Source organism: Paenarthrobacter sp. PAE-2 (assembly GCF_026013155.1).
In the GTDB taxonomy this organism is placed as follows: domain Bacteria; phylum Actinomycetota; class Actinomycetes; order Actinomycetales; family Micrococcaceae; genus Arthrobacter; species Arthrobacter ureafaciens.
In genome coordinates this window covers 1-12042 of record NZ_JAPDNV010000062.1, presented here as the reverse complement: position 1 = coordinate 12042, position 12042 = coordinate 1, and the positions used below count along the sequence as shown (strand labels likewise).

Here is a 12042-nt window from a genome sequence, read left to right as displayed (position 1 = left end):
CTCACCGCAGCCTAACCCGCCCCTACTTTCGTATTAGGTCGCAATTGTGCGCGTTTTGACCTCTGAAAACGCGCACAATTGCGACCTGGTTGGGTGGGCAAGCTGTAGCGTTTCCCTATGAACGAGCAGCAGCCAGAAGATGTCTACACCCACGGACACCACGAGTCGGTTGTCCGGGCCCACGCCTCACGGACCGCCGAGAATTCGGCCGCGTTCGTCATACCTCACCTGACGCCCGGAACGGCAGTGCTCGACGTCGGGTGCGGACCGGGCAGCATCACGTGCGACTTCGCGCGGCTGGTCGCCCCCGGGCACGTGATCGGGCTGGACCGCTCACCCGATGTCATCAACCAGGCCGCCGAGCTGGCGAAGGACCGCGGCGTGGACAACGTCGAGTTCCGTACCGGCAATATCTACGACCTCGAATTCGAGGATGAGTCGTTCGACCTCGTCCACGCCCACCAGGTCCTCCAGCACCTGACCGACCCCGTGGCAGCGCTGCGGGAAATGCGGCGGGTTGCCAAAGCAGGGGCTATCGTGGCGGTTCGCGACGCCGATTTCCACGGCATGAGCTGGTACCCGGAAGTCCCCGAATTGGACGAATGGATGGAGCTCTACCAGAAGATCGCCCGCCGCAACGGCGCCGAGCCCGACGCCGGACGCCGCTTGGTGTCGTGGGCGCAGCAGGCCGGGTTCGGGCAGGTTTCGCCAAGCAGCAGCAACTGGCTCTACGCCACGGCCCAGCAACGCGCGTGGCAATCCAGGGTCTGGAGCGAACGCGTGTTGCATTCCGCCTTCGCCGAGCAGGCTCTTGAATACGGCTTCGCCAACGAGGCCGACCTTGCCCGCATTGCAGCGGGCTGGCATCGCTGGGGAGCCACCGAGGACGGCTACTTCCTCATCCCCAACGGCGAAGTCATAGCCCGGGCGTAAAAAGTTTGCCGAACCACGTAGAAAAACCGGTATCAGTTCCGACCTATGAGTGAAGGCACCCACACAGGGAGCCCCTCACCAAAGGAGTTCAGACATGAAGTACATGATCATGAAGTTCGGTTCCGCCGAGGGCATGATGGAGACCGCTGATCCGGAGTGGGTCAAGGAAATGATCGGTTTCATGATCCAGATCGACAAGGATCTCCGCGATTCCGGCGAACTCGTGTTCAACGCCGGACTGGCAGACGGAAGCACCGCCAAGCTGGTCAAGCAGACTCCGGACGGCGTCATCACCACGGACGGCCCCTACGCCGAAGCAAAGGAGTCCCTGATCGGGTACTGGGTGGTGGACGTCGCCAGCGAGGAGCGGGCCGTGGAGATCTGCTCCAGCATCGTCAAGTACGCGCAAGTGGTTGAACTCCGCGCCATCCCGGACGGCCCGCCGGAGGTCTAGCCTATGGCCGGGCCACCGGAGAAGAGCCACCTTGAGGACCTGCTGCGCACCCTCGCGCCGCAGGTCCTTGGCGCGCTTGTCCGCAGGCACGGCCAGTTCGACGCCTGCGAAGATGCCACCCAGGAGGCGCTCATCGAGGCTGCCCGGCGGTGGCCATCCGGGCTTCCGGACAACCCGAAAGCCTGGTTGCTCTCCGTGGCCAACCGCCGGTTGATCGATGCCTGGCGCAGCGAGAGCGCCCGCCGGGGCAGGGAAGAGCGGGCAGCGGCCATGGAGCCGTCCTCCACCGAGCTGCCGGAGTCTGCGTCCGAAGCCGACGATGCCCTCACCCTCATGTTTCTCTGCTGCCATCCGGCTCTCTCCGCACCGTCGCAACTCGCCTTGACGCTCCGGGCAGTAGGTGGACTCACGACGGCGGAAATCGCCTCGGCGTTCCTCGTCCCGGAAGCCACCATGGGGCAGCGCATCAGCCGCGCGAAGCAAGCGATCCGGAAGGCGGGCGCCAGGTTCGAGCAACCGGCGACGGCGGAGCGGAACGCAAGGCTCGGCGTCGTACTTCACGTCCTCTACTTGATCTTCAACGAAGGCTACGCGGCAAGCTCGGGTGACTCGCTGCAACGCGAGGACCTCACGGCGGAAGCGATCCGCTTGACGCGGCTGCTGCTGGAATCCCTTCCGGACGAGCCGGAGGCAAGAGGGCTGCTCTCATTAATGCTGCTCACGGATTCCCGGCGAGCGGCACGGACCCGGACGGACGGAATGCCCGTGCCGTTGGCGGATCAGGACCGCAGCTTGTGGAACCGCGGGCAGATCGAGGAGGGAATCGCCTTGCTGTCCTCGGTCCTGGGGCGAGGGTCATTGGGCCGCGGGGCACCGGGGCCGTACCAACTCCAGGCCGCAATCGCCGCCGTCCACGCCGAAGCAGCGTCCGACGCTGAAACCGATTGGCGTCAGATCCTTGCCCTCTACACGGTGCTTGAAGCGTTGGCTCCGAGTCCCGTGGTGACCCTCAACCGGGCCGTTGCCGTTGCACGCGTCGGCGGACCCGCCGCGGGGCTGGCCGTGCTGGACGGACTGGAATCCTCGCTGGGGAAGTCGCACCGGCTGGATTCGGTACGGGGACAGCTACTGGAACTTTCCGGTTCGTTCCGGGAAGCCCGTTCCGCGTACGTGGCCGCCACCGGCAAGACGGGAAGCCTGCAGGAAAGGCGGTACCTGCTGGGCAAAGTGGCGGATCTGGACTCCCGGGGCACTTGGTGATAGCGCTCACAAACACCATATAGTCGAACCCATGGAACAGCGCATACTTGGCAAGACCGGCCGGAACGTTTCGACCGTGGGGTTGGGCACCTGGCAACTCGGGGCCGATTGGGGATCCGTCACCGAAGAGGACGCATTGGCGGTACTTGAAGCATCCGTCGACGCCGGCGTTACCTTCTTCGACACCGCAGACGTGTACGGTGACGGCCGCAGCGAGCAGTTCATCGGCCGGTTCCTGCGCAGCAACCCGGACCTCGGCATCACCGTGGCCACCAAAATGGGCCGACGCGTCAACCAGGTGCCGGAGAACTACACGTTGGCCAACTTCCGCGAATGGACCGACCGCTCCCGCCGCAACCTCCAGCAGGACACCCTGGACCTGGTCCAACTGCACTGCCCGCCAACACCCGTGTACAGCAACTCCGAAGTGTATGACGCCTTGGATACCTTGGTCAGCGAAGGCGTCATCCGTAATTACGGCGTCAGCGTGGAACGCACCGATGAAGCCCTCGAAGCCATCAAGCGCGGGAACACCGCCACTGTGCAGATCATCCTCAACGCATTCCGGCTCAAGCCCTTGGACGAGGTACTGCCTGCCGCCAAAGAGGCCGGAGTCGGGATCATCGCACGGGTTCCGCTGGCGTCGGGCCTCCTGTCCGGGAAATACACCACGGAGACGGAATTCCCGGAGAACGACCACCGGAACTACAACCGCACCGGCGCGGCATTCGACGTCGGTGAAACCTTCTCCGGCGTGGACTTCGCCACCGGCGTCAAAGCAGCGCAGGAATTCAGCCGGCTGGTTCCCGACGGCGTCACCACCGCCCAGGCGGCCCTCGCTTGGGTCATCGCCCAGGACGGCGTCAGTTCAGTCATTCCTGGTGCCCGGTCGGCGTCGCAGGCCCGCGCGAACGCTGATGCGGGCTCCGTCTCGCTGGACGGCAGCGTCTTTGATGGTGTCCGGGACATCTACGACCGCTACTTCCGCGAAGCGATGCACCCGCGCTGGTAGGCGGCAGCTGTGGCGGCGCCACTAGTCGGTCGCCGCCACAGCTGTCCTATGGCGAGTTGCGGGCTCGTCCTCGTCGACTATGGATTGAGTCCGCGGCGACGGCCGCAATGAGTCCCAGCGTCATGGCCGAAACGCCTCCATCAACGAAAGCCATGGCGAATAGATTGGTCCTCGTCATGTGGATTGGTTCGTAGAACAGGATCGATAGAACCGAGGCCAACACCAAGGTGACGAGCACGAGTGCCTTTAGGCGAACACTGACCGCAAGCCTTCGATAGCCGACGGTAGCCGAGAAGCACACTAAGACAGTAGCTACGTGAAGTTCCCAAGGAAGCCGCTTGGCAATTGATACTGCAGGCGTGCCGGTGAAGTCAAAAAGATACCCGTTGAGCATGCCCTCTGATTGCAGAGCGAGATATCCTGCCGCCAGCACGACGGCGAATGACAAGATTGGAACCACAGCTAGTGAAATCTTCGAATGCTGCATCTAATTGCTACTTCAAAGCCAACGGCAGTTGTGAATAGCTAAACTTGACGTTGCTCTGTAGACGGTCAAGTTCAATTTGCCCTGACGTGGGGGAAGCATTCGGTTGGACCACGAGATTGCTTACAAACTTCCCGGTCAAATTCGAGTTGGCTCTAATGGGAGTTGCATCCACATCCGCGGGCAGGAGGTGTGTGACGACAGACCGCCCTCCGTTCTCCTGAACGCCCACTCTTACGCCTGAAAGGGCGAACTGCTCTTTCGTTGTGCACGAAGATCCCCCTACAGAGCCAACACCGCGCAGTTGAACGATGATGCATATCTGCGTTCCGCCCTCTGCTTGTGCAACGGAATATTTGCCGTTTGTGTCCTCTCCAAGAAGACGAACACTGGCGGGGTCGACGGCAGCTTGCCCCGGTATAGACCTTGCGATTTCCATGTCCTGCAAACCCTGAGGGAAAGCCAGCGCGGGGACCAGCACCGGCGTATCCAGAGAGGTGATCTGTTCAGCCATAGCCGGTGACGCTGCTACGGCCAGGCCTGCCACTGGGACGCAGGCCAGTGAAAGTACCTTGGAAAGTCTTTTCATGGTTTTCTCCTTAGAAGTCTTCTTGCCATCAATCACGGAATTGCTCACAAGTCATCGCAGGCTGCCCTGGATTGGAATAGTTTGAATTCCACCAGCACTCCTGAAAGGCGCTGTAGTGCAATGTTGACCAATTATTTGTCCAACTACCCGTATCGCCAGATGCAGAAGAGATCCAATAACCCGTAGCGCCGTCGTAACTTGCCGTGTATTGATAGTTGCTAAAGCCGTACCCCGCCGCGCCCATGCCCGTGTAGACACGACCACCGGAGTCAGTGCCGGTTGCACTTCGCCAGAGATTATTTGCATAGCTTTCACCCTCAAAGTAACGATAATTCCATGAGGCGTGCGCTGCTGGTGCCAGAAACATTAGTAGAGCACCCAGACAGCACGCCACCATAGGCAGTGCGAAAGGTTTCAGCTTTGACGTTGAAGTTTTCATTTTCCCTCCATCGTTATGGTGGGAACCCCGTTCCGAGGCTAGTACTGATGAAGAAAGTTATCAACGACCTCGGTCAATTTCCACGGTTAATGCTGTCGACCACCCGCGGGCAAAGCGAGAACGACCTCGAAACACAAATCTTCGATTCGTGACGCGAGATATATCGAATTTAGTCCCGAGCTGATGGCTAATGGTTTTTGGAGGAAGACTTCAGGCTATTGGAGAGTGGCACCCACGCTGGTAGGCGGCAGGCCGGCGTCGTGCCTTCGCGGCGCCGGCTTCACCAGCCGCTGCGGGTGGGCGTGTGGCCTTTCCGGGCGTCGTCCGGCATGGCCATTTCGGCGCGCAGCCCCAGCAGGCGGATAGGCCGGTCGGGTTCCATCTTGGAGGTCAGGTCCAGGGCCTGAGCGAGGACTTCGGCGCGGTCGAAGGTTTCGGGGATTTTCCGTGCATAAGTCTTGGTGAAGAACGGTTTGTAGCGGACCTTGAGTGTCAGTCCGACCACAGGCCTGCCCTCTGCTGCAACGTCTTCCAAAACCCTGGCGGCAAGTTCCTTGATGGCGTCGCTGATTTGAGCGGGTTCGGTCAGGTCCTGCTGGAAAGTGGTTTCCCGCCCGTGCGCCCGGGCAACCCAAGGGGTATCGTCCACTTCGCTGGCACCTTCGCCCCGGCCGAGCTGTGCGTACCAAGGGCCCATTTTCGGACCGAATTCTTCCACGAGGCTGGACGGTTCCACGGCGGCCAGTTCATTGACGGTGTTGATGCCGTGGGCCGCGAGCCTCTTGGAAATCTTGGGTCCGATCCCCCACAAATCCCGCGTGGGGCGATCCCCCATGACGTCGAGCCAGTTTTCCCCTGTCAGGCGAAAGATGCCGGCCGGTTTACCGAAGTCCGTAGCATTCTTGGCGCGGACCAACGTATCGCCGATGCCCACGCTGCAATGCAGTTGGGTGCTCTTGAGAACCTCCTGCTGGATCTGCCTCGCATAGCCGTAAGGGTCCTCCGTGGTCACCCCGACGAACGCCTCATCCCAGCCCAGCACCTGTACCGTGGCGCCGGGCTGATCCCGGAGGGTGGCCATCACGACTTCCGAAGCAGCGAGGTATGCCTCCTGGTCTACGGGGAGAATGATCGCGTCGGGCACTTTCCGGGCGGCAATGCGCAGCGGCATGCCCGAACCTACTCCAAACTTCCTGGCCTCATAGGACGCCGTGGACACCACAGCCCGTTCGGTCGGATCCCCGCGGCCACCCACAATCAGGGGTTTCCCGGCGAGTTCGGGCCGCCGGAGTATCTCGACCGCTGCAATGAAGTGGTCGAGATCGACGTGCAGGACCCATGGGATTCCGGTCACGGGATTAGTCTGCCTTACCGGACCCCGGCTTGGCTGTACCTCCAGACCTGCTTTGGGTTGCGCAACCCAGTAAATCAACCCATTCCGGGTGCATTCGGGCGTTAGCGCCGTCAAAGTGGGTCGTGACGGCACGGGGCCGAAGCGAGAGTGGTAAAGCAAGGCCCGCGTCCCGACCACTCGGCTCACCGACATAAGCTGATCTGGTGCAATTTTCCCTTTGGCTGGCCTTGGTTGGTGCCGGCACCCTGATCAGTTTCACTCCCGGCGCCGGGGCAATCTTCACTATGAGCAACTCGCTCAACTCGGGCTTCCGACGCTCCATTTGGGGCATCCTCGGCCAGCAAGTGGCACTGGTCATCCACATCGTGATCGTGGCGCTGGGCGTTGGCGTCCTGGTGTCCAATTCGCCGCTGATCTTCAACATCATCCGCTACGCGGGGGCGGCCTACCTTGTTTATTTGGGAATCCGGCAGTTCCTTCACAAGCCGGACCTGGACAAGGAGTCCGTCGAGGAGAAGAAGAACGAACCCGCGCTGTCCATGTTCCAGCGCGGCATCTGGGTGAACCTGCTCAACCCCAAGGCGATCGTGTTCTTCCTGGCTTTCATGCCGCAGTTCATCCGGCCGAATGAGCCCCTGCTCCAGCAATACGTCGTGCTGACGGCCACGGTGATCGTCATCGACATCATGGTCATGTGGTTCTTCTTTGCCCTCGCCGCCAGGTCATTCCAGCGCTTTACCCATAACGCCCACGGGCAGAAGATCCTGAACCGCATCTTCGGCTGCCTCTTCGTCCTGGTTGGCGTCCTGCTGGCCGTGATCCACTGACTGCGGCTACGCGGGAACAGTCGATCCCCGGACCACCAGCGAACTCTCCAGCGTTACATGCGGTTCTGTCAGAGCCAGCCCCTCCATCAGTGCCCGCAATTGCTCGCCCGCTTTCCGCCCCAGATCCGTCGCGGGCAGGTGCACGCTGGTGAGCGAGGGGTTGCTTGTGGCGGAATACGGGAGGTCATCGAAGCCGGCCACGGCCACCTCCTCCGGGATCCGGATACCTTCCACGCGCGCTTCCTGCAACACGCCATAAGCGTGCGTGTCGGTGCCGCATACGACGGCGGTAACTCCTTCGCGCTGCCAGGAGGGCCAGGCTTCGGCGAAAGCAGCGGCGGCCTCACCGACGTCGATGGACGTGCTGATGACGTGGTCCGCCGAGACAGTAAGCCCGCAGCGGGAAGCTTCCTCGAGAAACGCTTCACGGCGCAGTTTAAACGTCTCCGTCCCCGTGATGCCGTCCAAATAGGCGGCCCGGGTGTGTCCGGATGAGGCCAGGTGGCGCGCCAGTTCGCGGGCGCCCTGAGCAACATCCAGGTTGACTGACGGCGCCCAGGAATCCAGCCCGGGGGCGTCAAGCAGGACCAGCGGACCGCCCGCGGAAAGGTCCTCCAGGAACTCGGCACTCGGGGCGCCGACCAGCAACCCGGCGGGTCGGAGAGCCAGCAACTTACGGACGTCGTCGGCCCGGGGCGATTCGCCGGCGTCGGTCACGGAGAGCAGCAGCTGGTATTGGGCACCCAATGATTCGCGTACCCCGGCAATCACGTTGGCGAAGAAGGGGTTGGACACATCGGGCGTCACCAGGATCACGATCGAACTGACACCGCGCGCCAGGGAGCTGCCGATGCTGTCCACCACGTAACCGAGCTCAGCTATCGCAGTCCGGACCCTGGAAATGTTCTCCTCGGAGACCCGCCCTTGGGTCTTGCCGTTGGCAACCAGGGAGACGGTCGCCGTCGAAACTCCTGCCTTGGCCGCCACCATCGCAGCCGTAACGCGGGGCGCGCGCGTGCGGGTCTGTTGGGGGCTGTCCATGCATCGATCCTAGCTGCGATCCGGGCAAATCTTGTCCCATATGGCATCAAGCGCTTGACGTATGGAACGTTAAGCGTTTGACGTTTTCCCTCAATGAGTGCCATGATTCCCCGTGAATGCCGAGCACCCTGTCCGGCACTGCGTCCGCCCCGTCACGGGGCAGACGCGACGGACAGGCCCCAATGACGTGGAGAGAGACGTGGAAATAACAGCCCGCAAAAAGATCATTCTTGACTGCGACCCCGGCCATGACGATGCAGTGGCATTGCTGCTGGCTCACGGCAACCCGGACATCGAGCTGCTGGCTGTCACCACGGTGGTAGGCAACCAGACCCTCGAGAAAGTCACGCGGAACGCACTCTCGGTAGCCACCATCGCAGGCATCACCGGCGTCCCGTTCGCCGCAGGCTGCGACCGCCCGTTGGTCCGCACCATCGAAACCGCACCGAGCATCCACGGCGAGACCGGCATGGACGGCCCGGAACAGCCCGAGTCCGCGATCGAGCTGGACCCGCGCCACGCCGTCGACCTCATCATCGAAACCGTCATGGCGCACGAGCCCGGAACGGTAACGCTGGTCCCCACCGCGGGCTTGACCAACATCGCCATGGCCGCCCGCAAGGAACCGCGCATCGTGGAGCGCGTCAAGGAAGTTGTCCTGATGGGCGGCGGCTACCACGTGGGCAACTGGAGCGCGGTGGCGGAATTCAACATCATCATCGACCCCGAAGCGGCACACATTGTGTTCAACGAGAAATGGCCGGTGGTCATGGTGGGCCTCGATCTGACGCACCAGGCGTTGGCGACGGATGAGGTCGTCCAGCGGATCGCCAGGATCGGCACCAAGCCTGCCACGTTCGTCCTGGAGCTCATGGAATTCTTCAAGAAGACCTACAAGGATGCCCAAGGCTTCGACTTCCCGCCGGTGCACGATCCCTGCGCCGTTGCCTACGTCATCGACCCCACGGTCATGACTACCCGCAAGGTTCCCGTGGACATCGAACTGCAGGGCAAGCTCACGCTCGGCATGACGGTGGCCGACTTCCGCGCGCCCGCTCCGGAGGACTGCCACACGTCCGTTGCCGTTGACCTGGACCATGGCAAGTTCTGGGATTTGGTCATCGATGCGATTGAACGGATTGGCGAACCAACGCACGACGGCGGCGCTTCCGCAGATGCGCTGGTCACCGAGACTGCCGAGGCCGTGCTGGCTGGAGAGACCAAGTGATGACTACCCCAACCGCCACCCGTAACAACGTCACAGCCCTCATGGTTGCCCTGCTGGCGGCCTGCGTGGCCTTCCAGCTCAACGCGTCCATGCTCAGCCCTGCGCTGGTGACCATGGGCAACGAACTCCAGACCGACCAGGCAACCATCGGCCTGTCACAGACCTGGTTCTTCACGGCAGCAGCCCTCTTCTCCTTGTTCCTGCCCCGCCTCAGCGACATCGTGGGCCGCAAGAAGATCCTCCTGGGCATGATGCTCCTCATGGCCGTGGGCTCTGTCATTGCAGCACTGGCACCGGATGTCACCTGGCTGTTCGTGGGCCGCATCATCCAAGGCGTCAGCGGCCCGACTGTCCCGCTGTGCCTCATCATGCTTCGCTCGGCCGTGAGCAACAACCGCAAGTACGGCGCACTCATGGGCCTTATCACCGCGGTCAACGGTGGCGTTGCGGGCGTTGATTCGTTCGTAGGCGGCTACTTCGCGGAGAACTTTGGATTCCGCAGCATCTTCTGGCTCATGGTGGCCCTGGCCATCGTGGCGACTTTCCTGATTGCCTTCCTGGCCAATGAGAGCAAGCCCGCCGCCGGCACCACCATGGACTGGCTCGGCGTGTTCTTCATCGTCATCGCCGTCGGCGCCCTGCTGACCGCCCTGAATGAGGGCGCCAAACTCGCCACTGCCTTCGACGCCGGAACCCTCACCTTCGCCGCCGTGCTGACCGTGATCGCCGCCGTCGCGTTCTTTGCCTTCTGGACCGTGGAAAAGCGCGCCAAGCAGCCGATGGTGGAAACCGTGCACCTGCGGCAGCGTTCCACGTGGGCTCCCCTGCTGACCACGACGCTCACCATGACCGGTATCTTCGCGGTGATCAACGGGATCGTCCCGGCGTACGTCCAGGCTGCCGACCCCGGATTCGGCGTGGGACCCACCGAGATGTCGCTCATCATCCTTACCCCGTACGCCCTGCTCGGTTGGCTTTTCGGGCCGATCAGCGGCCGGCTGGCTCCGGTCCTGGGCTACACAAAGGTGCTTCGCATCGGCCTCGTCGGCAGCCTCGTGGCCTTGGCAATCATCGCCCTGTTCGGCCTCAACAACCTGCCCATGATGATCGTCGGCACGGCCTTGCTGGGCATCATGTACGCCGGTACGGTCAACATCATGCTGAACGGACTGGGCGTGGTGCTCTCACCGCAAGGCAACCCCGGATTCCTTCCGGGCATGAACGCCGGGGCTTTCAACCTCGGCGCCGGACTCAGCTTCCTGGTCCTCCCCGCCGTCCTGGTGGCTACCTCAGCGCTGGGTGACGCGAAGGGGTCCTACCTGACGGTCGTCGTCGTTGGTTTTGCCATCACCTTCGCCGCGTTCGCCGCATCGCTGCTGATCCCCAAGCCCGTCGACGCCGAAGTAGCCGAACACGAAGAGGTAGCAGCATGAGCAGGTCCGGGATCGTCGTCGTCGGTTCGCTCAATGCGGACCTCACCATCTACACCGAGCGCCTCCCCCAGCCCGGAGAGACCGTGCATGGCAACGGCTTCGCGGTGAATCCCGGCGGCAAGAGCGCCAACCAGTCAGTCGCGGCCAGCAAGCTCGGCGGGAATGTGACGCTGATCGGTGCCGTCGGCGAGGACGCCAACGGAACGATGCTCCTCGAGTCCACCGCGGGCGCCGGCGTGGATGTCTCCCGCGTCCGGCGCTGCGACACGGCCACCGGCGTGGCGGTGATCTCCGTGGACGCGCGCGGCGAGAACAGCATCATCATCTCGGCCGGTGCCAACGGCACCCTCGCCCCCGCGGACGTGGACTTCGACGCGTTCCGCGACGCCGCCGTCGTCTGCCTCTGCCTGGAGGTGGGCATCGACACGGTGGTAGCCGCCGCACAAGCCGGGCACGACGCCGGAGCAACGGTACTGCTGAATCTGTCGCCTTACGCTGAGGTGCCTGAGTTGTTGGCCGGATTGACGGACGTCCTGCTGGTGAACGCCCACGAGGCCGCACTGTTCCTGGGCTCGGAGGCCGGCATCCCGGATCCGGATGCTGCAGTGGAAGCATGGGAGCCCGTGCGGAGTCGCTTCGCTGACAGGGGCCTGCAGCGGGTGCTCGTGACCCTGGGCGCGCAGGGTTCGGTGGTGCTGGATTCGCTGGCCGTGGGCGGGCAGCTGACCCGCATTGCTCCGACGCAGGTCTCGGCCGTGGATACGACCGGTGCCGGTGACGCCTTCACGGGCGCCGTGGCTGCGCGTTTGGCTGCCGGCGATTCGTTGGTGGAGGCTGCGTCGTTTGCCTCGGTGGCGGCTGCGCTGGCTGCAACAAAGAAGGGCACGCAAGCCGCCTACGCAACCCTCGAGCAGGTAGAAGCCGCCCAGCCATTTCCCAACTAATACGAAAGTAGGGGTGGGTTAGGCTGCGGTGACCGGGGTGATCG

At 62.9% G+C, this 12042-nt stretch carries 13 protein-coding genes; 8 read left to right on the top strand and 5 right to left on the bottom strand.

Going from position 1 to position 12042, the window contains the following annotated elements; genetic code table 11:
• Window positions 1-117 precede the first annotated feature (117 nt).
• The 4 genes from OCL88_RS20210 to OCL88_RS20195 all read left to right on the top strand — a co-directional run bounded on the left by OCL88_RS20210 (window position 118) and on the right by OCL88_RS20195 (window position 3659).
• A complete protein-coding gene (locus OCL88_RS20210; RefSeq protein ID WP_021474094.1) occupies window positions 118-933 on the top strand; it encodes a class I SAM-dependent methyltransferase in 816 nt (271 codons plus the stop codon).
• A 94-nt stretch (window positions 934-1027) separates the two neighbouring features.
• Window positions 1028-1387, top strand: coding sequence for a YciI family protein (locus OCL88_RS20205; protein WP_264963722.1), 360 nt, complete (start codon window positions 1028-1030; stop codon window positions 1385-1387).
• Between the two features lie 3 nt (window positions 1388-1390).
• Window positions 1391-2647, top strand: a complete 1257-nt coding sequence (locus tag OCL88_RS20200; RefSeq protein ID WP_264963721.1) for an RNA polymerase sigma factor — start codon at window positions 1391-1393, stop codon at window positions 2645-2647.
• A 31-nt stretch (window positions 2648-2678) separates the two neighbouring features.
• Complete coding sequence (locus tag OCL88_RS20195) at window positions 2679-3659, top strand: aldo/keto reductase (RefSeq protein WP_264963720.1); 981 nt, start codon at window positions 2679-2681, stop codon at window positions 3657-3659.
• 46 nt (window positions 3660-3705) lie between these two features.
• Here the strand turns inward: OCL88_RS20195 and OCL88_RS20190 are convergent, their stop codons facing one another.
• The 4 genes from OCL88_RS20190 to OCL88_RS20175 all read right to left on the bottom strand — a co-directional run bounded on the left by OCL88_RS20190 (window position 3706) and on the right by OCL88_RS20175 (window position 6525).
• Window positions 3706-4146, bottom strand: coding sequence for a hypothetical protein (locus tag OCL88_RS20190; protein ID WP_264963719.1), 441 nt, complete (start codon window positions 4144-4146; stop codon window positions 3706-3708).
• 7 nt (window positions 4147-4153) lie between these two features.
• Window positions 4154-4732, bottom strand: a complete 579-nt coding sequence (locus OCL88_RS20185) for a hypothetical protein (protein WP_264963718.1) — start codon at window positions 4730-4732, stop codon at window positions 4154-4156.
• 28 nt (window positions 4733-4760) lie between these two features.
• Window positions 4761-5171: a hypothetical protein gene (locus OCL88_RS20180; protein ID WP_264963717.1), complete on the bottom strand. Its 411-nt coding sequence runs from the start codon at window positions 5169-5171 to the stop codon at window positions 4761-4763.
• 280 nt (window positions 5172-5451) lie between these two features.
• A complete protein-coding gene (locus tag OCL88_RS20175) occupies window positions 5452-6525 on the bottom strand; it encodes a DNA polymerase IV (RefSeq protein WP_264963716.1) in 1074 nt (357 codons plus the stop codon).
• Between the two features lie 203 nt (window positions 6526-6728).
• Here OCL88_RS20175 and OCL88_RS20170 point away from each other — a divergent pair, with 203 nt between their 5' ends.
• Window positions 6729-7352, top strand: a complete 624-nt coding sequence (locus OCL88_RS20170; protein WP_264963715.1) for a LysE family transporter — start codon at window positions 6729-6731, stop codon at window positions 7350-7352.
• A gap of 6 nt (window positions 7353-7358) precedes the next feature.
• Here the strand turns inward: OCL88_RS20170 and OCL88_RS20165 are convergent, their stop codons facing one another.
• Window positions 7359-8342, bottom strand: a complete 984-nt coding sequence (locus OCL88_RS20165; RefSeq protein WP_410868870.1) for a LacI family DNA-binding transcriptional regulator — start codon at window positions 8340-8342, stop codon at window positions 7359-7361.
• Between the two features lie 250 nt (window positions 8343-8592).
• Between OCL88_RS20165 and OCL88_RS20160 the strand changes: the two genes are divergently transcribed.
• The 3 genes from OCL88_RS20160 to OCL88_RS20150 are packed head-to-tail and all read left to right on the top strand — an operon-like array spanning window position 8593 to window position 11998.
• Window positions 8593-9621: a nucleoside hydrolase gene (locus OCL88_RS20160; protein WP_264963713.1), complete on the top strand. Its 1029-nt coding sequence runs from the start codon at window positions 8593-8595 to the stop codon at window positions 9619-9621.
• Entirely contained in the window at window positions 9621-11054 is a 1434-nt protein-coding gene (locus OCL88_RS20155; RefSeq protein WP_264963712.1) for an MFS transporter, read from the top strand. The genes OCL88_RS20160 and OCL88_RS20155 overlap by 1 nt, the downstream gene beginning before the upstream one ends.
• Window positions 11051-11998, top strand: coding sequence for a ribokinase (locus OCL88_RS20150; protein WP_264963711.1), 948 nt, complete (start codon window positions 11051-11053; stop codon window positions 11996-11998). Before OCL88_RS20155 ends, OCL88_RS20150 begins: the two co-directional genes overlap by 4 nt.
• The last annotated feature ends 44 nt before the right edge of the window (window positions 11999-12042 follow it).